22 protein-coding genes and 4 pseudogenes are annotated in these 23,430 nt (G+C 63.9%); 19 read left to right on the top strand and 7 right to left on the bottom strand.

Annotated elements, in window-relative coordinates; translation table 11 throughout:
- The first annotated feature begins 11 nt into the window (after positions 1–11).
- A complete protein-coding gene (locus tag MYXE_RS04160) occupies positions 12–1,100 on the top strand; it encodes a Gfo/Idh/MocA family protein (RefSeq protein ID WP_085194148.1) in 1,089 nt (362 codons plus the stop codon).
- Complete coding sequence (locus MYXE_RS04155) at positions 1,087–1,926, top strand: enoyl-CoA hydratase/isomerase family protein (RefSeq protein WP_085194146.1); 840 nt, start codon at positions 1,087–1,089, stop codon at positions 1,924–1,926. Before MYXE_RS04160 ends, MYXE_RS04155 begins: the two co-directional genes overlap by 14 nt.
- A 20-nt stretch (positions 1,927–1,946) precedes the next feature.
- Here the strand turns inward: MYXE_RS04155 and MYXE_RS04150 are convergent, their stop codons facing one another.
- Positions 1,947–2,549 carry a TetR/AcrR family transcriptional regulator gene (locus tag MYXE_RS04150; protein WP_085194144.1) on the bottom strand — a complete coding sequence of 201 codons (603 nt, stop codon included), beginning with the start codon at positions 2,547–2,549 and terminating at the stop codon, positions 1,947–1,949.
- A gap of 117 nt (positions 2,550–2,666) precedes the next feature.
- Between MYXE_RS04150 and MYXE_RS04145 the strand changes: the two genes are divergently transcribed.
- Positions 2,667–3,902 carry an amidohydrolase family protein gene (locus MYXE_RS04145; RefSeq protein ID WP_085194142.1) on the top strand — a complete coding sequence of 412 codons (1,236 nt, stop codon included), beginning with the start codon at positions 2,667–2,669 and terminating at the stop codon, positions 3,900–3,902.
- A gap of 30 nt (positions 3,903–3,932) precedes the next feature.
- On the top strand, positions 3,933–5,468 hold the full coding sequence (gene fadD4, locus MYXE_RS04140) for a fatty-acid--CoA ligase FadD4 (protein ID WP_085194140.1): 1,536 nt from the start codon (positions 3,933–3,935) through the stop codon (positions 5,466–5,468).
- On the opposite strand, the gene MYXE_RS04135 is transcribed toward fadD4, so the two are convergent.
- Positions 5,465–6,094 carry a TetR/AcrR family transcriptional regulator gene (locus tag MYXE_RS04135; protein WP_085194138.1) on the bottom strand — a complete coding sequence of 210 codons (630 nt, stop codon included), beginning with the start codon at positions 6,092–6,094 and terminating at the stop codon, positions 5,465–5,467. The genes fadD4 and MYXE_RS04135 overlap by 4 nt on opposite strands.
- A 115-nt stretch (positions 6,095–6,209) precedes the next feature.
- On the opposite strand from MYXE_RS04135, the gene MYXE_RS04130 reads away from it, so the two are divergent.
- The 3 genes from MYXE_RS04130 to MYXE_RS04120 all read left to right on the top strand — a co-directional run bounded on the left by MYXE_RS04130 (position 6,210) and on the right by MYXE_RS04120 (position 7,828).
- Positions 6,210–6,941, top strand: a complete 732-nt coding sequence (locus tag MYXE_RS04130; RefSeq protein WP_085194136.1) for a hypothetical protein — start codon at positions 6,210–6,212, stop codon at positions 6,939–6,941.
- 471 nt (positions 6,942–7,412) lie between these two features.
- Positions 7,413–7,559, top strand: a complete 147-nt coding sequence (locus MYXE_RS25215; protein ID WP_415624460.1) for a cytochrome c oxidase subunit 3 family protein — start codon at positions 7,413–7,415, stop codon at positions 7,557–7,559.
- Between the two features lie 2 nt (positions 7,560–7,561).
- Positions 7,562–7,828 (top strand): cytochrome C oxidase subunit IV family protein, encoded by a 267-nt coding sequence (locus MYXE_RS04120; protein ID WP_085194134.1) that lies wholly within the window; start codon positions 7,562–7,564, stop codon positions 7,826–7,828.
- Between the two features lie 87 nt (positions 7,829–7,915).
- Here the strand turns inward: MYXE_RS04120 and MYXE_RS04115 are convergent, their stop codons facing one another.
- Together MYXE_RS04115 and MYXE_RS04110 are read right to left on the bottom strand one after the other, a co-directional pair.
- Positions 7,916–8,218 carry a hypothetical protein gene (locus tag MYXE_RS04115; RefSeq protein WP_085194132.1) on the bottom strand — a complete coding sequence of 101 codons (303 nt, stop codon included), beginning with the start codon at positions 8,216–8,218 and terminating at the stop codon, positions 7,916–7,918.
- Positions 8,219–8,228: 10 nt separating this feature from the next.
- Positions 8,229–8,510 (bottom strand): annotated as a pseudogene (locus MYXE_RS04110) (AMP-binding enzyme); the annotation flags it as partial.
- 196 nt (positions 8,511–8,706) lie between these two features.
- On the opposite strand from MYXE_RS04110, the gene MYXE_RS04105 reads away from it, so the two are divergent.
- From MYXE_RS04105 to MYXE_RS04050, 12 genes and pseudogenes are all read left to right on the top strand, one after another.
- Positions 8,707–9,861 carry a thiolase family protein gene (locus tag MYXE_RS04105; RefSeq protein WP_085194130.1) on the top strand — a complete coding sequence of 385 codons (1,155 nt, stop codon included), beginning with the start codon at positions 8,707–8,709 and terminating at the stop codon, positions 9,859–9,861.
- 24 nt (positions 9,862–9,885) lie between these two features.
- A pseudogene (locus MYXE_RS04100) lies at positions 9,886–10,221 on the top strand (cytochrome P450); the annotation flags it as partial.
- Between the two features lie 124 nt (positions 10,222–10,345).
- Positions 10,346–11,592: pseudogene (locus tag MYXE_RS04095) on the top strand (IS256 family transposase).
- A 63-nt stretch (positions 11,593–11,655) separates the two neighbouring features.
- Positions 11,656–12,540: pseudogene (locus MYXE_RS04090) on the top strand (cytochrome P450); the annotation flags it as partial.
- A gap of 8 nt (positions 12,541–12,548) precedes the next feature.
- The gene (locus MYXE_RS04085) at positions 12,549–13,391 is read left to right on the top strand and encodes an alpha/beta fold hydrolase (RefSeq protein ID WP_085194049.1); all 843 of its coding nucleotides are present in this window, start codon (positions 12,549–12,551) and stop codon (positions 13,389–13,391) included.
- The gene (locus MYXE_RS04080) at positions 13,388–14,878 is read left to right on the top strand and encodes a class I adenylate-forming enzyme family protein (RefSeq protein ID WP_085194051.1); all 1,491 of its coding nucleotides are present in this window, start codon (positions 13,388–13,390) and stop codon (positions 14,876–14,878) included. The genes MYXE_RS04085 and MYXE_RS04080 overlap by 4 nt, the downstream gene beginning before the upstream one ends.
- Positions 14,875–15,993 (top strand): acyl-CoA dehydrogenase family protein, encoded by a 1,119-nt coding sequence (locus tag MYXE_RS04075; RefSeq protein WP_085194053.1) that lies wholly within the window; start codon positions 14,875–14,877, stop codon positions 15,991–15,993. Before MYXE_RS04080 ends, MYXE_RS04075 begins: the two co-directional genes overlap by 4 nt.
- Positions 15,994–16,087: 94 nt before the next feature.
- Positions 16,088–17,239: an amidohydrolase family protein gene (locus tag MYXE_RS04070; RefSeq protein ID WP_112649985.1), complete on the top strand. Its 1,152-nt coding sequence runs from the start codon at positions 16,088–16,090 to the stop codon at positions 17,237–17,239.
- Between the two features lies 1 nt (position 17,240).
- Positions 17,241–17,498: a hypothetical protein gene (locus MYXE_RS04065; protein WP_232061723.1), complete on the top strand. Its 258-nt coding sequence runs from the start codon at positions 17,241–17,243 to the stop codon at positions 17,496–17,498.
- Positions 17,482–18,636: an acyl-CoA dehydrogenase family protein gene (locus MYXE_RS04060; protein ID WP_085194060.1), complete on the top strand. Its 1,155-nt coding sequence runs from the start codon at positions 17,482–17,484 to the stop codon at positions 18,634–18,636. The genes MYXE_RS04065 and MYXE_RS04060 overlap by 17 nt, the downstream gene beginning before the upstream one ends.
- A complete protein-coding gene (locus tag MYXE_RS04055; protein WP_085194062.1) occupies positions 18,633–19,838 on the top strand; it encodes an acetyl-CoA hydrolase/transferase C-terminal domain-containing protein in 1,206 nt (401 codons plus the stop codon). Before MYXE_RS04060 ends, MYXE_RS04055 begins: the two co-directional genes overlap by 4 nt.
- Positions 19,831–20,751, top strand: coding sequence for an SDR family NAD(P)-dependent oxidoreductase (locus tag MYXE_RS04050; RefSeq protein ID WP_172468549.1), 921 nt, complete (start codon positions 19,831–19,833; stop codon positions 20,749–20,751). The genes MYXE_RS04055 and MYXE_RS04050 overlap by 8 nt, the downstream gene beginning before the upstream one ends.
- A gap of 58 nt (positions 20,752–20,809) precedes the next feature.
- On the opposite strand, the gene MYXE_RS04045 is transcribed toward MYXE_RS04050, so the two are convergent.
- The 3 genes from MYXE_RS04045 to MYXE_RS04035 form a co-directional block, all read right to left on the bottom strand.
- Entirely contained in the window at positions 20,810–21,667 is an 858-nt protein-coding gene (locus MYXE_RS04045; protein WP_085194064.1) for a hotdog family protein, read from the bottom strand.
- Between the two features lie 55 nt (positions 21,668–21,722).
- On the bottom strand, positions 21,723–22,535 hold the full coding sequence (locus MYXE_RS04040; protein ID WP_085194066.1) for an SDR family NAD(P)-dependent oxidoreductase: 813 nt from the start codon (positions 22,533–22,535) through the stop codon (positions 21,723–21,725).
- Positions 22,536–22,620: 85 nt separating this feature from the next.
- Positions 22,621–23,418, bottom strand: coding sequence for an SDR family oxidoreductase (locus MYXE_RS04035; protein WP_085194068.1), 798 nt, complete (start codon positions 23,416–23,418; stop codon positions 22,621–22,623).
- Positions 23,419–23,430 lie beyond the last annotated feature (12 nt).

Raw genomic sequence — 23,430 nt, 5'->3', positions numbered from 1 at the left:
AGGAGTGCATTATGACTCTTCGCGTCGGCGTGATCGGGGTGGGCTGGGGCTCCCACGTGCAGGTACCGGGCTTTCGGGCGGCACAGGGATTCGATCCGGTGGCGCTTTGCGCGCGTACCCCCGAACGGCTGCAACGCGTTGCCGACAAGGTCGGCATCACCGACACCTCGACCGACTGGGAATCATTCGTCGCCAGAGACGATCTCGACGTCATCTCGGTGGCCACACCCACGGTACTGCACCACGACATGACGCTTGCCGCCCTCGAAGCCGGCAAGGCGGTGCTGTGCGAGAAGCCGCTCGCCGGTGACCTCGACGCGGCCCGCGACATGGTCCGCGCCGCCAGAAAGTCTGGCCGGCCGACCGCCTGCTGCTTTGAAAACCGTTGGAATCCGGACTGGCTTGCAATCGCTGACATCGTTCGCTCCGGATTCCTCGGCAAGCAGTACGTCGCGCGGATTAGCCGCAGTGCGTCGTACTGGCATCCCAGCCATGCACCGCAAGCCCTGTGGATGTACGACAAAAACCAGGGCGGCGGTTACCTCGCCGGGATGCTCGTACACGACCTGGATTTCCTGTGCAGCATCCTGGGCCGCCCGAAAGCGGTATGCGCAGAGGTCCGCAGCAGTGAACCGGTGCGTCGCCTACCGGACGGCGAGATAGTCAACGTCACCGCCGATGACACCGCCGCGCTGCTGATGCGAATGGAGTCGGGTGTAATCGCCATCATGAGCGTTTCGGTAATGGGTGCACACGCCGATCACTACCGCCTCGAGTTGTTCGGCGCCGACGGCACCGTCATCGGCGACGGTAACCTGCGCTCGACCTCCTACACGGTGGGCGCTGCCACCGATGACGGACTGCGCCCACTGCCGGTCAGTGACCGCGCGCCTGCTCACGCCGAGAAGCTCCCGAAAGGCCTTGCGGGACAAGCCAGCCGAGCGATGGCATTGATGCTCGAAGACTGGCTGCCTGCATTCGACGGTAAACGTTGCCAGGCCGCCACATTTGACGACGGCCTGCTCAGCCTCGCGATCATCGACGCCGCTCACCGATCATCAGAAGGTGGCGGCTGGGAACCCGTGCATGCAACGGCCTGAGCACGGCACCACAGACCTCGGTGTCGTCCGCTACGAGCGCGACGGCGCCATCGCCCGTGTCGTGCTCAACTGGCCCGAGCGGGCGAACGCACAGTCCTCCGAGATGGTGTCTCAGGTGGACGCCTGTCTCGACGAGGCGCGCCGCGACTACGGTGTGAAGGTCGTCATCATTAAGGGCAGCGGCAACGGCTTTTGTGCCGGTCACATCATCGCGCCCGATGCGTACCCGGAATTCGCCGAGTCTCAACGACATCTCAGCAGCAACTACCTGGGCAGCAAAGAACTGTTTTTATGGCCGACGCTGCGGTTCTGGGAATTCCCGAAACCGATGATCGCTCAAGTGCACGGCTACGCGCTGGGCGGCGGCACCTACTGGGCGCTGCTGCCGGAGATCACGATCGCCTCCGAGGACGCCTACTTCCAGATGCCACTGGTGCCAGGGCTCGGTTTCCCCGGCGGTGAAACAATGATCGAGCCGTGGGTGTTCATGAACTACAAACGGGCGGCCGAATACCTCTATACGGCGCAAACATTGTCCGCCGACGAGGCTTTCCGCATGGGGCTGGTCAACCGCGTTGTCGCCCCCGAGGACCTGGAGGCGGTGACCGAAACCATGGCCGCACAAATCTCGCGGGCCCCGCTGTCGACGTTGATGGCCACCAAAACCATGCTCGTGCGGGCCTGGGAACAGATGGGTATGCGCCAGCACCTTCAGCTGTCGGCCGATTTGATGTCGGTGATGGAGCACACCTCGGATGCTCAGGCTCTGAGGGCGGACCTGCAGAAAAACCGCCGGTTACCGCGCGAGCAGGCAGCCAGAGACTAGGGCTCGCCGCAGAGGCACCCTTATTGGCGCGTCATTGCAAAGATCATCTCGGCCGCGACAGCGATCACCTCGTCTTGGTCGACGCGCACCGATTGTGTCTGTACTGCGTACCAGGCGCGTTCCAGGAGCCCCATCACCGCGACACCGACGGTTTCCGGGGAATGTCGGCCATGGCTGGCGATGGCCTGTCCAAGCTTCCACGCCGCGCGGGTCAACATGTGGTCACGTGAGCGTCTGAAGGCCTCGTCATCCGGCGCCGAATGCGCGGCCGCCATCACGAATGCGCCATGGCGGTCCAGATAGCCGAAGTAGTCGGCGACCCAACTGCGCACATTGCCCAGTTGGTATGAGCGCGGAAGCCGCTCCCACTGGGCGATCACCGCAAGCACGTCGTGATAGGCGGTTTCACCGAGGACGTTGAAAACCTCACGCTTGTCTTTGAAATACGTGTAGAACCCGGCCCGGGAAATGCCACAGGCCTCGGTGATCGCGTTGATGGGCGTGCCGGCATACCCGCGCTCGAGGAACAGTCGCCGGCTTGCTTCGAGGATCGCCGAGCGGGTCCGCTCGCCACGACCGGCCTCGAACGTATCGACGGATCCGGCCCCAGAGATGACGGCCATAGCAGAGACTCTAGATGACAGATCTGTCAACTGCCAACAAACAGGTAAAATCAGCAGTATACGGGCTTATCTGGGCTCAGACTTGACACTCTCGTCAAGACGCGTCAGGCTAGTCGCATGACTCAGTTCACTGAGGCGCCGATTTTCGATGCCGACCAGCACATGTACGAGACCCCGGAGGCGTTGACCAAATACCTGCCGGACCGATTCCGCAAGGCGGTGCAGTTCGTCCAGGTGGGCAGGCACACTCGGATCGCGATCCTGAACAAGATCACGGAGTACATCCCGAATCCGACGTTTGAAAGGGTGGCCGCGCCCGGTGCGCACGAGCGGTTCTACTCCGGGCAGAACCCTGAAGGGCTGACGATGCGTCAGATGACGGGCACACCGATCGAGGCCCCGGCAGCCTCCCGCAACCCAGTGGACCGGATCAAGGAGCTCGATCGGCAGGGCGTCGATGAGACCCTGGTGTATCCGACGCTGGCCAACTTGGTCGAGCATTCCGCCGCCGAGGACCCCGAGCTGACCGCGGCGATGATCCACGCCCTCAACCAGTGGATGCTCGAGCAGTGGGGCTACACCTACCAAGACCGGCTGTACATGACCCCGGTGCTCACACTGGGCCTGGTTGATGAGGCGCGCCGCGAGTTGGAATACGTTCTTGACAACGGCGCCAAGGTGGCGTTGATCAAACCAGCCCCAGTCAAGGGCTATCGCGGGTGGCGCTCCCCGGCGCTGCCTGAGTTCGATCCGTTCTGGCGCGACGTCGAGGATGCCCGCCTGCCGATCGTGGTCCACGCCAGCCAGCCTCCGCTGGAGGAATACGTCAGCAAGTGGGAGCCGCCTGAGACCAACAGCGCCTTTGAGATGTCGGCGTTCAAGTGGGTGGTACTCGGGCATCGTGAGATCGCCGACATGCTCACCAGCCTGATCTGCCACGGCACCTTGACCCGGTTCCCGAAGCTGCGCATTGCCAGCGTCGAGAACGGCAGCTCCTGGATCCATCCGCTGTTTCATGACCTGCAAGACATATACAAGAAGATGCCGCAAAACTTCGAGGAGCACCCCATCGACGTGTTCCGGCGCAATATCTGGGTGTCGCCGTTCTGGGAAGGCTCGGTGGCCGATGTCGTCGAAACGGTTGGCTGGGACAAGGTGATGTTCGGCTCGGACTACCCACACCCCGAAGGTCTGGCGACCCCTAAGGGATTCTTCAAGTACGCCGAAGGCATGGACCGTCGCCGCACCTACGATTTCATGGGCGACAACGCACGGCGCTTCATGGGCCTGCCCATCCGCAATCCCGACCCCGACGCTACCAAGCCGCCAGCGCTGCAAACCGCGGGCGCATAACGACATATCGGGCGTCTACGTTTTCAGGGCATGCAGATCCGGGAGCATGTCGACTCCACTAAAGCCGCCATCATCCTGCACCCGTCAGGCATGGCGATCAGCTTTGCCGAACTGGAGGCGCGAGCCAACAGGCTTGCACACTTCTTCCGGCAGGCCGGGCTGGCCGAAGGCGACACCGTCGCGGTAGTCATGGAGAACAACGAGCACATTCATGCGGTGATGTGGGCGGCGCGCCGCAGCGGCATGTACTACGCGCTGATCAATACTCACCTGACTGCAGCCGAAGCCGCCTATATCGTCGACAACAGCGGTGCCAAGGCGGTTGTCGGCTCTCGCGCGATGCGCAAGATCTGTGAAGGGCTCGCCGAGCACCTGTCGGCCAGGCTGCCCCAGCTGCTGCTGATCGCCGACGATGACCTCGTCGGCTGGCGACGCTATCCCGACTGCGTGGCCGATCAACCGTGCACACCGATCCCCGAGGAACTCGAGGGCGACTTGCTCCAATACTCATCAGGCACCACCGGCCGCCCTAAAGGGATCCGGCGAGAACTGCCCCATCTCTCGCCCGCCGAAGCACCCAACATGCTCCAGCCGTTGCTGACAGCAGTCGGGTTGTCCGGTGAGGCCGTCTATCTGAGTCCTGCGCCGCTATATCACACCGCGCCGTCGTTCTGGTCGATGTCGGTGCAGTCGCTCGGTGGCACCACCGTGGTAATGGAAACATTCGACGCCGAGCAGGCCTTGGCGTGCATTCAGCGGTACCGAGTATCCCACGCGCAGTTCGTCCCGGCGATGTTCGTGCGGATGCTCAAACTCCCCGAGAACGTGCGCAATTCGTATGACCTGTCCAGCCTGCGCCGTGTCGTGCACGCAGCCGCGCCCTGCCCAGTCGAGATCAAAAAGCAGATGATCGACTGGTGGGGCCCAATCATCGACGAGTACTACGCCGCCTCGGAGGCAGTGGGAGCCTCATTTATCACAGCCGAGGACTGGCTGGCGCATCCGGGTTCGGTGGGTAGACCATTGGTCGGTATCCCGCACGTTCTCGACGAGAACGGCGTCGAGCTGCCGCGCGGCGAGATCGGCGAAATCTATTACGAGGGCGGCTACGCCTTCGACTACCTCGACGACGAGGCCAAGACAGCGGCGTCGCGGGACGCGCACGGCTGGGCCACCGTCGGTGATATCGGCTACCTCGACGAGAATGGTTACCTGCACCTGACTGACCGCCGCCACCACATGATCATTTCCGGTGGAGTGAATATCTATCCGCAGGAAGCCGAGAACTTGTTGATCACCCACCCCAAGGTGCTCGACGCTGCCGTGTTCGGCATCCCCGACGAGCAGATGGGCCAGTCAGTCAAGGGTGTTGTGCAGACCGTCGACCCTGCCGACGCCACCGACGAGTTTGCCGCGGAGCTGTTGGCGTGGGTGCGGAAGCGTTTGGCGCCCTACAAGTGTCCGCGGTCTATTTCTTTCGAGCGGCAACTACCCCGCACCGACACCGGCAAGCTCTACAAGCAGGAATTGGTGAAGAAGTACTCCACCCCGCTGAAGGCCGTCTAACTTTCGCGCAACCCGTTGTAGATGAACTGAGATAGCTCGTCGATCACCGCCTTTCGCGACGGGGTGTCGTCATCTCTGAGATATGTCTTGGGCAAGAATGTCGCGATCGCACCCACGAAGAGCAGCACGATCCGGAGCTGCAAGGCCGGCGAAGAGCGCCTGACCCCGTCGATGGACAGCACGGTGTCGACCGCCGGCAGCATCGCACTGAGCGTGTCATTGATGCGGGACCGTAGGACGTCGAGCTCGGCGCCGGTCGGTCCCTCAGTGAACAAGTGGACCATCGCGCGAGCGATTGCTTGGTTGTCGGAGAGGAAGCAGTAGAAGTCAGTGGTGAAGCGGTGCGCGAGTTCTTTCGGATCGAGTGACTGCAGGCCGGGGTCATCGAGCCAGCGGCGGTGCAGACCGTCGACAGCGTCTAGCAGTGGCCTGCCAACCGATTCGAAGAACAAGCCTTCCTTGGAGTCGAAGTACCGAAAGATCAGGTCGTGGGAAACCCCTGCCCGGTCGGCGATTTCGCGGGTGGTGACCCGATAGCCGTGTTCTGCGAAGAGCTCTCGTGCGGCCTCGCGCAACAAACCCTGCGCGCTGCCACGCCGCACCCGGGGAGCTCGACGCAACGCCACAAACCCACTTTAGCAGCGAGCTGGCTTGATAGTGGATCAATGGTTGACTAGCGATGCGAACCTCGATTAACGTGGCGGCATCCCGTTGTTCCCTCGCTGGGCGGGAGAAAATGGCATGCACGTGAAGATCGAGAAGGCTGCGGCCTGGCTGGGCCTGGTCATGGTTGGAGTGTTCCTCGTCCTGTTTGTATTTGTTGCAGGATTCATCCCACCCTACGACCCATCCGCCACCGCCACAGAGACCGCCGCTCGTTACGCCGACAACGAGCTGCGCATCCGCATTGGCATGGCGTTCATGATCTTTCTTGCATTCCTCTTCGCGCCCTTTTTCGCGCTGCTGTCTCGGCAGGTGAGACGGATCGAGGGCTACTGGGGTGTCATGTCGGTTACGCAGATCCTGCTCAGCGTGACATTCCCGTTCGGGTTCGCGCTGTGCGCGATTTTCGCTGCTGCCGCTGCCTACCGTCCGCACGCCAATCCCGATGTCACGCAGGCGCTTAGCGACATGTTCTGGCTGATCTTCGTCGGCCTGGTTGGCCCGCTCATCACCCAAGTGCTCATTCTTGCCTTCGCTGTGTTCATCGATAAGCGCGAGGTGCCGAGCTTCCCACGCTGGTTCGGCTACTTCCAGATCTGGTACGCGGTCTTCGGGGTGCCGGGTGCCGCGGTGTACGTGTTCCACAAGGGGCCCTTGGCGTGGAACGGTTTGTTCGCCTTCTGGATTCCGCTCACCGTGTTCTGCATCTGGATGATCGTTACTACGGTGATGTTGGTCAAGGCGGTCGACGTCGAGGCCGCCGAACGCGCCGCTAATGCCGCCGAGCGCAAGTGGGAACAGGCGGCGTGAGCCAGCAGGCAACGCGACTGGCCACCAAGACAGCCGCGTCTACACCAACGGTGCCCCGCCCTGGCCGTCGCGTCCCGGGTGAGGGGGGTATCTGGATCGTCTTGTTCGGCGACATGCTGGTGTTCGGCGTGTTCTTCGTGACATTCATGTACGAGCGCGGCCGCGCTCCCGAAGTGTTCGACCAGTCGCGAAGGATGCTGAGCATCGGCATTGGGTTGACCAATACTCTGATTCTGCTGACCGGTTCATTGTTCGTTATCACCGCGATCCACGCGATCCGTTCTTCGGAGCGGCGGGCCGCCCAGTGGCTGTTGGTTGGAGCATTAGCGTGCGGCTTGGCGTTTGTCGGGCTCAAGGCGGTCGAGTACGTCGCCAAGGTCAGCCAGGGACATACCGCGAACCAGAACACATTTTTTTCTTTATTTCTTCATCCTTACTGGCCTGCACCTGTTCCACGTACTGATCGGCATCGTGGTCTTGGTATTGCTGTTGACGCAGGCCGGTCACGTCGAGCTTGGTACAACGAAAATGGCGCTCGTCGAAGGAGGTGCGTGTTTTTGGCACCTCGTTGATTTGCTGTGGATCGTCTTGTTCCCGCTCCTGTACCTGGTGAGCTGACGATGACGCCTTCGCTTTTCCGGGCCCGTTCCACCGCCGTGTGGGTCGTCCTGGTTGTCGCCACGGTCGTGTCGTGGGCGGTAGGCCACGAGCACGGGACCGGATCGGCTATCGCCGTCGTGGTTCTCGCCGTGGCCGCCATAAAGGTTCGCTTCGTCGGTTTGGACTTTATGGAATTGCGGGATGCCCCGCTCTTCCTGCGCGGCACCTTCGAGGGCTATTGCGTAGCGCTGTGGTCCGTCTTGACCGGCATGTACTTGTGGTTGTGAGGCGTTGGAGCTCCGCTGCAGCCCCGAGCTGGCAGGTGGCGCGGACGTTCTCTCCGCGCCAGGTCAATGGGTCTTCCGCACACCACGCTAGTCGCTGGCCGGCAGCGGCTTAGCTTCCTTGATGGTCAGCGGGGTCTGGCCGATGCTGAGCGTTCCGGCACCCGCCTTGGTCACCAGGATCTCCGCGCCGCTTTGGTCGACGTAACGCTTACCCATCAGATTCCCGTCGGAGAACGCGGGATCGAGGCGGGCGTCCGCTGACGGCTGGCTGCCGATCGGCAGCATCGGTACCCCACCGGCGCGCAGGTCATCCAGGCTGTCCGCCGCCCTAATCACGATGACCTGGGTATCGCATACCTGGCTCTGCAGACGGGTGCCGTTCTTGATCACAGTCGCTCCTTCACTGGCTGCTCGCGGGGAACTCTCGGTATTCGTCGGTACGCAAGCTTGCAACGATGTCGCGGCGCAGCAACTTGCCGGTTGTATTGGTGGGCAATGCGTCCCAGAAGACCACCCGATCGGGTGTGCGAGAACCGCGCAGGCTCGCGCGAACATGCTCGCGCAGTTCTTCGGGATCTGGCTCACAGCCCTCGACCGGTACCACCACTGCGACGATGGCCCGGCCCCAGTGCGGGTCCTCGACACCCACCACCGCAACCTGTTGGACGTGTGGGTGTTCGGGGTGGGCAGGCGATAATTCAGCGACTGGATTCCGTCGGCGCTGAGCCGCGAAATGCTCAAAGCGAATCCTTCTTGACGGGCGGATACCGGATTAACTTAGTGTAAATGATCAATCCGCTATATAGTTATCTGGTTAGGGCGGGCGTGGGCGGCGGGCCGTTCTCCAGTTCCGCCGCAGGCCTGCTGGGAGGACCGCAATGAGCAATTCGCCGGAAATAGCCATCATCGGCGTGGGACTGCACCCGTTTGGGCGGTACGACGACCGGTCCGCGCTGGAGATGGGGGCGGTGGCGATCCATCGCGCCCTGCGCGACGCTGGCGTCGACTGGAAACAGGCCCAGAGTCTCTACGCCGGAAGCCTCGAGGTCGCCAACCCGGAAGCAGTCACCGGCCTGGTCGGCATGACCGGGCTACCGGCACGCGCCGTGCTGAGCGGCTGCGCGACTGGCAACTCGCTTCTCACCCTGGCCGCTCGCGACGTGCAGAACGGCGAGGCCGACATCGCCGTGGGTGTCGGCTTGGACAAGCACCCGCGTGGGCCGTTTGGCGCCGACCCGGCCGTGTCGGGTCTGCCGCAATGGTACGGCGACCAGGGCATGTTTCTGACCACCCACTATTTCGGCACCAAGATCATGCGCTACATGCATGACCACGGCATTACCGAGCAGACGCTGGCCAAGGTCGCCGAGAAGAATTTCGCCAACGGCTCCCGCACCCCGCACGCCTGGCGCCGCAAGGCGATGAGCGCAGAGACCATCCTGGCGTCGCCGATCGTCAATGCGCCCCTGCGGCAGTACATGTACTGCAATCCCAACGAAGGTGCGGCCGCGGTGGTTGTCTGTCGGGCCGACAAAGCCAAGCAGTACACGGACGCCCCGATCTATCTTCGTTCCACGGCGCTGCGCAGCCGCCGCGAGGGCGCCTACGAACTGCTTCGCACCTCGATCGAGCTGCCACTCGTTCCCGGCACCACGGCCGAAGCCGCGGCCGCCGCCTACGAACTAGCGGGCGTCGGGCCCAACGACATCGATATCGCGCAATTGCAAGACACCGACTCGGGTTCAGAGCTCATACACATGGCCGAGACGATGCTGTGCAAGGACGGCGAGCAAGAGGCACTGCTGCACGATGGAGCCACCGAAATCGGCGGACGCATCCCGATCAACACCGACGGAGGCCTGCTGGCCAACGGCGAACCGGTCGGCGCGTCCGGGCTCCGACAGGTGTTCGAACTCGTGCATCAGCTTCGCGGCACCGCCGGGGACCGGCAGGTGCCCAACAACCCGAAGGTGGCCCTCGCACAGCTCTACGGGGCGCCCGGGACCGCCGCGGTCGCAATCCTCAGTCGGTAACCGCCAAACGGAAGGACAGCCCAGATGACGCGGACCGATTCACGTCAGCGCGCCGAGGTCGACCTCGACCATCACTCCCCGGAATTCCGAGAAGACCCCCACAGCACGTTCCGGCGGATGCGCGAATCAAGTTGCCCGGTGGCGTATTCGCCGCACTACGGCGGATTCTGGGCCCTGGTCGATTACGCTTCGGTCTTCGAGGCTTCCCGCGACGACGAGCTGTTCAACTCCGCGCCGTCCATCGGGGTACCGCCTAGCCCGATCCCGTTTCCCATCCTGCCGATCGAATCCGACCCACCCGAAACATTAGAACTGCGCGAAGCAACGCTGAGGCGGTTCTCCCCGGCCTCGGCCGAGCGGAGTTGCGTCCAGGGGCGTGGTGTATGAGCCGGTAGGGCCGGTGGGCGTGTCGTAGCGCGGTAGAGGGCGGTCATCGCGTGATCCTTCGAACGATCAGCAAAGTCAACCGAAGGAGAGCAACGCGATGACCTCACCACACCTTATCGACGCCGAGCAGCTGTTGGCCGACCAACTCGCCGAGGCCAGCCCGGACTTGCTGCGAGGGCTGCTGTCGGTGTTCATCCACGCCTTGATGGGCGCGGAAGCCGACGCCATCTGCGGGGCCGCTACCGCCAGCGCAGCGATGAGCGGTCCAACAGCCGCAACGGCTACCGGCATCGTGATTTCGACACCCGCGCCGGCACCATCGATGTGGCCATTCCCAAGCTGCGTCAGGGCAGCTATTTCCCGGACTGGCTATTGGAGCGACGCAAACGCGCTGAGCGTGCCCTGACCAGCGTGGTGGCCACCTGCTATCTGCTGGGAGTGTCCACCCGGCGGATGGAACGCCTCGTTGAAACACTGGGTGTGACGAGGCTTTCCAAGTCGCAGGTGTCGATCATGGCCAAAGAACTCGATGAGCAGGTTGAGGCGTTTCGCACCCGCCCGCTTGACGCCGGCCCGTACACGTTCGTCGCCGCTGATGCCCTGGTGCTCAAAGTCCGCGAGAACGGCCGCGTCGTGGGCGTGCACACCCTGATTGCCACCGGCGTCAACGCCGAGGGCTACCGCGAGATCCTGGGTGTGCAGGTCAGCTCCGCCGAGGACGGGGCAGGCTGGCTGGCGTTCTTCCGCGACCTGGTCGCCCGCGGCCTGTCCGGGGTCGCGCTGGTCACCAGCGACGCCCACCCCGGCCTGGTCGCCGCGATCGGGGCCACCTTGCCCGGAGCGGCCTGGCAGCGCTGCCGCACCCATTACGCGAACAACCTGATGGCGGCCACCCCGAAGTCCTCCTGGCCGTGGGTGCGCACTCTGCTGCACTCGGTCTTCGACCAGCCCGACGCCGAATCGGTTGTTGCCCAATACGATCGAGTCCTCGACGCATTGTCGGACAAGCTCCCCAAAGTGGCCGAACACCTCGACGCAGCCCGCCCGGATCTGTTGGCGTTCACCGCTTTTCCCAAACAGATCTGGCGCCAAATCTGGAGCAACAATCCCCAGGAACGGCTCAACAAAGAAATCAGGCGCAGGACCGACGTCGTGGGCATCTTCCCCGACCGGGCCTCGATCATCCGCCTCGTCGGTGCCGTGCTGGCCGAACAACACGACGAATGGATCGAAGGACGACGCTACCTGGGCCTTGACGTGCTCACCCGCGCCCGCACAGCACTGACCAGCACCGACGAGCCCGCCGGACAGCAAACCAACACCACCCCAGCCCTGACCGCCTAGACTGCCACCCGAAGGGTCACGCGATCGAACGAACTCTTACACCACGTCACTGGGCTTGGCCCCGAGCGGTTCCGCGAGTCGGCACGTGAGATGACCGATGAAGCGATCGACGCGTTCATCGAGCGCGGCCACTGCGACTTGGTGGGCGAGCTGACCACGCCGCTGCCGGCGCGGCTGATCCTTCGGCTGCTCGACTTCGATGAGTCGCGCGCCATGGAATGGGTGCACTGGGTGCACTCGACCGTCCACGACCGTGCCCACGACCCGGAGAAGGCCCGCGAAGCCGGCATGGCGATGTTCGGCGAGATCGCCAAGCACATAGAAAGGCGGCGCTCCGAAGGCCTCGGCGACGACCTGTTCAGCGACATCCTGCGGGGCACGCTTAACGGGAAGCCCCTCGACGACACGCAAATCACCATGTACGCCTTCCTGATGATGCTCGGCGGCATGGACACTACCAGCGGCTTCACCGGAAATGTGCTGCTGCGCTTGTGCCAAGACCCCCTGTTGCGTCGGCAGTTGATCGCCGACCCTGAGCTGATCAAGAAGGGCACCGACGAGCTGCTGCGGTTGTACTCACCGACGCTGGGCCTGGCCCGCACCGTGTCCCGCGACGCGGAGTTCCATGGCCAGCCGCTGTGTGCCGGCGATCGGGCCATCCTGATGTGGGGAGCGGCCAACCGAGACCCGGAGATGTTCGAGGATCCCGACACGCTTGATTTGGCCCGGCCGAATGCCAAGAAGCACATGGCATTTGGTGTCGGCATGCATCGCTGCCTCGGCTCGCACTATGCCAAGATGATGTTTCAGGTGATGGTGGGTCAGGTGCTGAAACGCCTGCCCGACTTCGAGCTCGCCGGCGACCCCGAACGGTTCGCCGACGCCGGCGAGGTCTACGCGGTGCGCAAATTGCCGGTCAGGTTCACGCCGGGTCCGCGCAAGGGCTAGCACAGGCCATGGCTAAGACAGTCATCGATGGCGCCCAGATCGAATACTGCGACACGGGATTGGGACCGCCGGTGGTATTCGTCCATGGTGTTTACGTGACCGGAACGTTGTGGGACGACGTCACTCACCGGCTATCCGACAGGTACCGCTGTATCGCGCCGACATGGCCGTTCGGCGCGCAACGCAAACCGGTCGGCCCGAACGTCGACCTGGGTGTAGAGGCGGCGGGCCGCCGCATTCTCGGACTGCTTGAGGCGCTGGATCTCTCCGACGTGACACTGGTAGCCAACGACACCGGCGGCGGAATCGTGCAAGCCGCGCTGGGCGACGACTCGCTGGACTTCGCTCGTGTGGCCCGGCTAGTTTTCACGAACTGCGACAGCTTCGGACACTTCCCGCCTTCGGGTTTCGCGCCGCTGGTGCGGCTATGCCGGCTCAGTGCAACCCTCGGGGCGGGCGTGTTGCGGCTGCTGGCGACCGGTCCCGGACTCGCCCTGTTCGCCTCGGCAGTCACTCGTCACGGCATCGACCGTGCGCGCTGGTCGGCAATCTTTGGCGGCTTCGCCGACTCGGCCGTGGTTCGCCGGGAGGCGGTGCGCCTCACCGCCGACCTTGACCCGCGCTATACGTTGGCCGCGACAGCGGCGATGAAGGCCTGGGACAAGCCGGTGCTGATCCTGTGGGGTGACTCCGACCGGCTGTTCCCGATGACCCACGCCCGCCGACTGGCCGAGACCTTTCCGCATGCCAGGTTGCACACAATCAACGACAGCTCGACCTACGTGATGCTCGATCAGCCGGCCGAGACAGCCAGCGCGATCAGTGAATTCGTGGCAGGTGCAGTCCGGTGACAACAAGCACCATTACGTCGCTGCTCGATGAAGCCGCGGCGACCCGGCCGGATCGGCCGCTGCTGCGCGATATCACCGCCGCAACGCTGACCGTGGGTGAGGTCGCCGACCTGGCCTTGGCCGCTAGCCGTTGGCTGTGGGACGTCGGCGTGCGGCCCGGTATGACGGTCGCCTGGCAGCTGCCCTCGCATGTTTCCGCGGCGCTGCTGATGCTGTCACTGGCCCGCGCGCCCGTCACCCAGGCGCCGATCATCCACATCTACCGGCGGCGTGAGGTAGCAGCGGCCGTCGACGGTTGTGGCGCTGACGTGTTGATCGTCGACGGCTCGACCGGCGACAACGCCCCTGCGGGCACCCGCGTCGTTGAGCTGCCGCCCGATTTCGCCGCCGTATTACAGGCGTTGGGTCCGCGCCCGGCTTCGGAGCTGGTCGCCCAGACCGCGCCCGCCGATACCCGCTGGATCTACTTCACATCTGGGGCCACCGGCCGCCCGAAAGCGGTGCGACACTCAGACGCGACGCTGCTGACCGCCGCCCGCGGCTATACCGCACACCTCGGGCTGGGGTCTAAACGCGACGAACTGGGAACGATCGCCTTTCCGATCGCGCACATCGGCGGCATTGTCTACCTGGCCAGCGCGCTGCTCGCCGACTTTCCCGTACTGATGATGCCCAAATTCGCGCCTGAGCACCTGGCCGGGCTGCTCGCCGAACACCGGGTCACGGTCACCGGTGCCAGCACTGCCTTCTACCAGATGATGCTGTCGGCGCAGCTAGGCAGCGGACGCAGCGAACCTGTGGTGCCCTCGCTGCGGATGCTGATCGGCGGTGGCGCCGCCTGCCCAGCCGAGTTGCACAAGCAGGTTCGCCAACATCTCGGCATTCCGATCGTGCACGCATACGGGATGACTGAGGCACCAATGGTGTGCGTCAGCAAGGCCACCGACACCGAAGAACAGCAGAGCTTCTCCTGCGGCTCGCCCATACCGACGGCCGAGGTCCGGATCGGTGAGCGTGACGAGATCGAGATCCGGGGCGGCAACGTTACCCCCGGCTACGTCGATACCGAGCAATGGAGCCGGGCGCTTACCCCCGACGGCTGGTTCCGCACCGGCGACCGCGGCTACCTGCGGCCCGACGGTCGCATCGTGTTAACCGGGCGGATCAAGGACCTAATCATCCGCAAGGGCGAAAACATCGCACCCGACGAGATCGAGAACGAGCTACTGGCCCACCCGCTGGTGGACGATGTAGTGGTGCTCGGCCAGCCCGACGAGCTGCGCGGCGAGCTGGTGTGCGCGGTGGTGCGGCGGTCGCCGCACCACCGCGACGTGACCCTCGATGAATTGTGCAGCTTTCTCGACGAGCGCGGTCTGATGAAGCAGAAGTGGCCGGAAAGGCTGGTCATCGTCGACGAGTACCCGCTGACCGGTCTGGGCAAGGTCGCGAAGGCCGACCTGGCCCGGCAGATAGGAGTAGCGCGATGACACGGCTCACTGCTGATGAAGCACGCGAGCTCGGACAGACCGTCCGCGCAGCCTGCGAACGGCTGGCCACCGAAGAGCGGGTCCGTGCAATCGCCTACGGCGATTCGGCGGTCGGCGGCTACGACACCGAACTGTGGCAGGTGCTGTGCCGGCAGGTCGGTGTTGGCGCCATTGCATTGCCGGAAGACCTGGGTGGCGCGGGCTACGGGGCGAGCGCCCTGGGCGTCGTCGCCCATGAACTCGGCCGGGCCCTGGCCCCAGTGCCGTTCCTGGCGTCAACGGTGCTCGCGACCGGCCTGCTGGCGGACACTCGCGTAGATGGGAAAGTGCTGGCCGGGCTCATCAGCGGCGAACGGACCGCGACAGCCATCCTCACCGAGCGGGCGGGCTCGTGGAACCGCAGTGCCCTCGCAGCCGTGGCCACCGCCGACGGTGACGGGTGGAAGCTGAGCGGCAAAGCACACCACGTGCTGCACGGCGGGGCAGCCGACGACCTTGTCGTCATCGCCACGATCGACGCGCAACCCGCGATCTTTCTAGTCAATTCCGCCGACCACGGTGTGATCGTCGAGCCCGAGCCTGTCCTGGACAGGACCCGGCCGATGGCCACTATCGAGTTCGCCGGCGCCGCAGCCGTGCGGCTCAGCGGTGACGGCCCGGTCGACGACGTGATCGAGAGCAACTTCGACCGGGCCATCGCGGTGCTATCCGCCGAGCAGGTCGGGGCGTGCGAGCGGGTGCTTGAGATAGCGAGCGATTACGCCCGAACCCGCGAACAATTCGGCCGGCCGATCGGCAGCTTCCAGGCCATCAAGCACCGGTGCGCCGATATGCTCGTCGACCTCGAATGGGCCCGATCGGCATCGCTGGCTGCGCTGCAATCCGTGGACGGCGAGGTCGGAGATTCGCGCTGGCGCGTCAGCATGGCCAAGGCGGTCTGCTCCGAGGCATTGCGGGCCGCATCGCATGCCAACCTGCAAATTCATGGTGGCATCGGCTTCACCTGGGAAGACTCGGCGCACTTGTACCTCAAACGGGCGCGCACCGATGAGGTCATCTTCGGTGGGCCCGGCGTGCACTGGGATCGCCTAGCGGCGGAAGCCAAGCTGCTGTAGGCGCAGCCGCTTGCTGGAGTTCTACGGGCAAGACTAGTCTTAGCAGAAATAACTAAATGTTTTTCTGTTTGACGGGCCGAGCGAGGAGGCACCGATGCCGTTGCAGCCTTGGATGCAGCTGATCTCTGTCGATGACCATCTGATCGAGCACCCGAAGGTGTGGAGCGACCGGCTGCCCAGGAAGTACCTGGAGGCCGGGCCGAAGATCATCGAATGGGAGCGGCCCGACACCGGCCAAATGTGCCAAGTGTGGGAATACGAGGGCCGCATCTATCCCTACATCGGGCTGAACGCGGTGGCCGGCAAAAAGCCCGAGGAGTACGGCATCGAGCCGGTGCGCTACGACGACATGATCCCGGGATGTTACGACCCCAAGGCACGGGTTGCCGACATGGACATCGACGGGGTGCAGGCGATGACGTGCTTTCCGTCGTTTCCACGGTTCGCCGGCGCGGTCTTCGCCGAGGGCGAGGACAAGGAACTGGCCAAACTGTGCTCACAGGCCTGGAACGACTTTCATCTCGACGAATGGGCAGCCACCGCCCCCGACCGGTTCATCCCGGTTGCGATGATTCCGTTCTGGGACATCGACGCCAGCGTGAAGGAGATCTACCGGGTTGCCGAAAAGGGCGCCAAGTGCGTGACTTTCCCGGACCTTCCCGACAAGCTTGGCCTGCCGTCGGTGCACTCCGATCACTGGGATCCGGTGCTTTCGGCGATGGAGGAGACCGGCCTGGTGCTGGCCCAGCACTTCGGCTCCGGCGGCTTCCCGCCGCCGATCGCGCCGGACGCCCCGTTTGCGGTGTTTATCGTGCTGATGGGCACGATGTCGATGACGGCGATGACCGACTGGCTGTTCAGTCACACCCTATACCGGCATCCGAAGCTGAAAATCGGCCTGTCCGAGGGCGGAATCGGTTGGCTGCCCTACATTTTGGAGCGCGCCGACAGCGTGTGGAGAAAGCACCGCTTCTACAACAACATCAACCAAGACCACCCACCGAGCTACTTGTTCAAGAAGCACATCCACGGCTGCTTCATCGAGGACGACTTCGGCGTCGACGTGCGCCACACCATCGGTGTCGACCGGATCACCTGGGAATGCGACTACCCGCACTCCGACTCGTATTGGCCGCAGAGCCGTGAACGCGCGGCCGAGACGTTTAAAAACGTTCCCGACGACGAGGTGCACCGCATGGTGGAGCTCAATGCCCGCGAGTTCTACAACTTCCCGAGGGCGGCCTGAATTGGTCGATCGGACAAGCATCGAGCAGCTACCCTTCGACGACTGGGCCGACCAAGACCTGTTGACCAAACACGAGGCAAGGAAACGACTGATCGAGGAGATTAGCCGCACCAGAGCGAGACTCGATCAGCTTCTGATCGAAAGCCCAGACGCCGAGGCGGAAATTACGCTGCTGTCAAGACGCGTGCACGCAATGGAGTCGATTCGCGGTGAGTACGACGTCTATCTCGACGGGAATCGAGGTGTCGGTGGCGACTGACGCTGCGGAAGACGCGCAGAATCACGCGGCCCTCCGATGCCGCATTCGCGCGTTCCTGGAAAGCGCTCCCAAACCCACCGGGCTGCGTAACTACGGGCCGACTCCGGCGGAAACCGACGTCGAACCGGGCCGGTCCTGGCACAAATACCTAGCCGAGCACGGCTACGTCTGCCTGCATTGGCCAGTGGAATACGGGGGCGCCGATGCGTCAGTGGCCTACCAGGCGATCTTTGCCGAGGAATGCGCACGGGCAGGGGTTCCGCGCCAGCTCGCCATCGCCGGTGTCGATCTCGTCGGCCCAGTCCTCATCAAATTCGGAACCGCTGAGCAAAAGGCGAGATACCTCGAACCCATCCGACTCGGTGATCACATTTGGACCCAGCTGTTTTCCGAACCCGGCGCCGGCTCGGATCTCGCCGGCGTGCGCACGCGTGCGGAGAAGACCGACACCGGTTGGCGGATCAAAGGGCAGAAGGTCTGGAGTTCGGCGGCGAACTCGGCTGACTTCGGGCTCCTGCTGGCCCGCACCGGCCCCGATCGACACCGCGGCCTGAGCATGTTCATCGTGCCGATGCACGCCCCCGGCATCACCGTGCGCGCGCTCACACAAATCGACGGCGAAAGCAAATTCAACGAGGTCTTCCTCGACGGAGTCGAACTTGCCGATGACGCGCTAATCGGCGAGGTCGGCCAGGGTTGGGGCATCGCGCTGGTAACTCTGGGACGCGAGCGGCTGACCATCGGCGCCAACGCGGTGGGCATGTTCAAGCTGCACGAGCGGATGGTGCAGGCGGCGCGCGACCACGACAACCTCGATCCAGTGGTTGCCCGGTCACTCACCAAACTGTGGGCTCGAATCTGGCTGCTGCGCTTCACCTGGGAGCGGGCAGTCAGGGACGGAGACCTCACCTCACCGGCCTTCTCCGTGCTCAAGCTGATGAGTTCGGAAACCGACCGCGACCTCGCCGATATGGCCACCGACGTGCTAGGCGCCGACGCCTGTGTAAACCCCGAAGATGACGACCTGGTGCATGCGATGCTGGTCGGCCGAGCCCAAACGATCCTCGGCGGCACCAGCGAAATCCAGCGCAACATCCTTGGTGAGCGGGTGCTGGGGCTCCCGAAGGAGCCGCATTGACGACCACCTCGGAGCTTTCCGAGTCGCTCCGGACGCTGCTGCCGGCTGGAGGCACCATTGCCCTCGGCGATGGTGTCGGCGCGCTACGGACCCTCGAGGACGGCCAGCCCGTCGGCGCGGTGTTGTCGGACACGGCTCGTCAGATCGGCACGGTGCGGCTGGTCCTGGGCTGGCTGCCGGCCCCACAAAACGGCATCGACCCCGACGCATTCGCCGAGGTGATCGCATTAATGCCCGGATGGGGCCTTCGCGATCTATTGCGTTGTCCTCCAGCGCGTTTCGTTCCGACCCCGCTGTCGGCTATTCCGGCGCTGTTGGCCGGCAGCCTTCGGCCAGACGTGCTGATCACCCGTCTAGTCGAGCGCGGCGGACGGCTGCATTTCGGCACCGAGGTGTCCTGGCAGCGTGGCCTCGTGGAATCCGGTGTGCCGGTGCTGGCGATTCTCGACACCACCGCCCCCACCGCCAGCGCCGAAGCCCCGGTCAATCCGGATCAGGTCACCCTCGCCGGCCGCACGTGCGACGGACCACTCCGCATGCCGTACAAGGGACCCGAACCCGTCTACGAAGCGCTGGCCGAAGCGGTACTTCGCTTTGTTCCCGCGGGGGCGCGGCTACAGTACGGGCCCGGCCAACTGGGTACCGCGCTGCTGTCGCGGACGACGGTACCGCTGCGCATCGACACGGGCCTTCTCACCGATGCCGTGGTCGACCTGGACAAACGTGGTCTGCTGGCCGCGACACCGTCGGCCAGCTATCTGCTAGGCAGCCAAACCCTCTACGACTGGGCCGACGGCAAGCCGATCCTGCGAGGTATCGAACACACCCACGACATCACCCGGCTATCGAACGGTGACCCTTTCGTCGCAGTTAACACCGCGATCGAGATCGACCCCGTCGGGCAGATCAACGTTGAAGGCATCGGCGACAACGTGTTCGGGGGCATAGGTGGGCACCCCGACTACTGCGCTGCGGCGTCCCGCAGCCGCGGCGGGCTGTCCATCATCGCGGTTCCCTCCAGCAACGAGGGGCGTTCGCCGCTGGTGCAAGCGCTGAGTCGGCCCGCATCGACACCCGCCTACGATGTCGACCTGATCGTCACCGAATCTGGTTGTGCCGATCTGCGAGGTGCGGATTGGCAGCAGCGTCGCAGACTCATCACCGAATTGTTCAGCGATTGGGGGCAAGCCACCGATGCCTGAAGGTCCGCTGAGCGATCGAGTCGTCCTGGTCACGGGCGGTGGCCGCGGTATCGGCCGCGCGCACTGCCTTGCGCTTGCCGAGCAAGGCGCCGCGGTCGTCGTCAACGACCCAGGTGTGGGTCGCGACGGCAGCGGCGGCGACGCCGGAGCGGCGGCCGCAGTCGTTGCCGAAGTCGAAGCAGCCGGAGGCAAAGCGGTGGCCCACACCGGATCGGTGTCGGTGTGGGCCGACGCCGCCGATATGGTGAGCACGGCTGTAGACACGTTCGGCACCCTCACCGGCGTGGTCAACAACGCAGGCATCGTGCGGGATTCCACGGTGGTCAATGCCACCGAAGCCGACTGGGATGCTGTAATCGCCGTTCATCTCAAAGGCACCTTCGCGGTAAGCAAGCATGCGTGTGAGTACTGGCGAGCACAATCCAAGGCAGGCAACCAGATCGATGCACGCATCGTCAACACGATCTCCGGAGCGGGACTGTGGGGCAACGTCGGGCAGAGCGCCTACGGCGCGGCGAAGGCCGCGATCGCCAACCTCACCATCGTCACCGCCATGGAGACCCGCCGCTACGGGGTTGCCGTCAACGCGATTTCACCGCTGGCAGTCACCCGGATCAGCCAAGACTTCTTCGCCGGTGAACGATCCAACGATCCCGCATTGGACCCAACCCGCAGCTCTGCCGTCGTCGCGTGGCTGCAGTCACCGGAATCTTCGTGGCTTACCGGACAGATCTTAAGGATCGACGGCCACAAGCTGATCCGGATCGAAGGCTTTACCGAAGCCCCGCATCAGTACCACGCCAAAGCCGGTACGAGCCTGCAGTTCTACGAGATCGGCCAGGCGGTGAGCTGGCTATACGGCACATCGCCAAGGGGTTTGGCCGGCCCACTACCAGCTCTACCAGCTACCTGAGCGAGGTTCTGCAACTTACAGTGGAGCTTCGCTGGGCCCGCCCCCCGATGACCCGTGGCTATGGCCCGAGACTGTGGAATCCTGCCGAGGCGGTGGCGACAACGCGGCCGCCGCAGCCTTCGTCGACCAGCGTTGCCTCCACCCCGATCCTCGGCCCCTGCGCACCGACCAGCGTGGCGGTGGCCACAAACGGGCCTACGTAACCGGGTCGTACGAACATCACCGTGTAGTGATCGACCTGCAGATCGGCAGTCTGCAAAACCCGCTCGAACTCATCGGTCATCGCCGCCTCCAAGGCGATGTTTATCGCTCCTTGATGCAGCGCCAAGTGCGGCGAGGCAATCATCGGAGTCACCTTGTCGATCTGGACCGCGCCGTCGTCGCACCGGGCAATCCCGAAAACATCGCGCAGCGGAGGAAGATTCGGCGAATCCGTGATGCCAGCGACCGGGTTGGCGACCGGACAGAACCCGGGCGGTACGTCACCCAGGCTCACCCCACTGCCTGTCGAGATAGCGATCACCCGCGTGTGATCGGCGGCGTCGACGACACGGGCCCTGCTGAATCCCATGCGCCGGCCCACGCTGATGACCTCGCGAAGCACCTCAAGGCGTCCGACGTCGTAGGCAGGGTCGAGAATATCGTAGGTCATCGTCACCGGCGCCGGAACGCATTCGTCGTCTCGCCAGTAGGGCTCGGGCGACAAAATGGTCAACGGGGCCGCCATGATGCCGCCGCTGGGGTTGCGCATGTCGTGGCGCAGTGGCATCGTCTCCTTCTCGACACCGGCGTCCAGGAAGGGTGTTGTCTTGCCCAGGTAGGTGTAGATTTTCAAGGCACGCCAAGACTTTTCGAATTGTTTCCAGTGTTGCTCGGGCGGTACCGTCCGGATGTCACGGTACGCTTCGTCGGTCACGGTGCCTCGCCAATTCCCTTGGGTAAAGATTTGTTGTTGTCGTGCGATCACGTAGCTACGCGTAGAAGGCCGAGCCGCCGTCAACGTTGATGTTCGCACCAGTCGTGTAAGTGTTGCGCCGGGACGCGAGAAAACAGATCACAGGACCTATTTCGTCGGGCATGCCGGCGCGGCCGAGATCGGCGCGGATACCGAAGGAGCTAGAGATATAGCTCATCACCGAATCGGGATCGTCAGCGCGCACGCCCTGCTCAGGTGGCAGGGTAGCGATATGGCGGCGCATCTGGTCGGTGATGAAAGTGCCAGGCGAAACCGTGTTACACAGTATGCCTTCGGGCGCAAGTTCAAGCGACATATTCTTTGTGATGCTGTTCAATGCGGCCTTGGCGGCCGTGTATTCGATAAGACCGTATCCCTGGCTACGTGCCGACATCGCCGACACGTTAACGATGCGCGCCCAACCGGCTGCCCGCAGCAGCGGCAGCGCACAACGCGCACAGCGTACCACTGCTAATGCGCCGACCACGTAGGCATCAATGAACTGCTCATCGGAAACGTGTTCCCAGCCAAGCTGCGAAACCGCTGGTCCCGCAGCGCACACTAGGGCGTTCAGTTGGCCCCAGCGTTGAGCCAGTTTCGCGAAACCGGCCTCGACAGCACTGGCGTTAGCCACATCGACCGAAACGCCGAACGATTCAGGGCTGCCCAACTCAATGAGTCGTTGGACTGTCTCATCCAGGGCACGCTGCTCACGCGCCATCACGACAACCCGAGCACCCTCCGCCGCGAAGCACTCGGCCGCGGCACGGCCCATGCCCTTGGTGCCGCCTTGGACGCAGACAGTCGCACCAGCAAGACCCAAATCCATTCCGACCCCTCGCAACTTGTTTGTGGTTAGTGCTCTTTCCTGCACGTGCACGACCTGCTGGCGTGCGGGGCGGCCACTGACTTCCTCAGAAGGCTGACCGGTGCAGGCCGCCGTCAACCTCGATCCAGTTCCCGGTCATATATCCGGCGTGCTCAGAACACAGATAAACGACCAGCGATGCGATCTCCGCCGGCTTGCCCATCCGCCCAGCGGGTACTCGGGCGTCGTTAAGCATGAATTCGCGCCGCTGCTCGTCGGTATGCAGTCCCACGTGGTTCTTGACGTAATCGATCGCGTTGTCGGTCTCGATCCACCCAGGCGCTACCGTGTTGACGCTGATCCCGTAGCGCGAGTACTCGTCGGCGACCGTCTTGAGGAGGCCGATGGTCGACGGACGGGTGGCGTTGGCGACCACGTGATGAATGCTTCCGGTGGGTTCTTTGGCCGTCGCCGACCCGATATGCACATATCGGCCCCATCCCGCATCCACCATTCCGGGCAGCACGGCGTGCAACAGATGGAACTGGCTGATCGTGTAGGCCTCGAAAGACTCGCGGTATGGCTGAGGGTCGGTGATATCGGCAAAATCCCCCGTCCGCAGGTACTTAGTCTGCCCGATGACAATCAGCGGAGGTCCGAAGTTGTCGCGAACCTGCCGGACAGCGTCATCGACGTCGGCGCGCCGGGTGATATCGGCCGGGATGCCCATCGCCTCACCTCCGCGGTGCTGAACATCCTCGACTGCAGCATCGATATCGGCGCGCTTCCGCGCGACAATCGCCACCGGACACCCCTCGTCCGCGAGCATCTTCGCGGCCTCGAATCCGATGCCCTTGCTGCCACCGACAACCAGAGCCACCCTGCCCTTAATGCCCAAATCCACAACGAACCCCTT

This window comes from Mycobacterium xenopi, from assembly GCF_009936235.1.
Taxonomy (GTDB): domain Bacteria; phylum Actinomycetota; class Actinomycetes; order Mycobacteriales; family Mycobacteriaceae; genus Mycobacterium; species Mycobacterium xenopi.
Note: the sequence above shows the minus strand (reverse complement) of the source record. Positions and strands in the feature narration are given on the sequence as shown.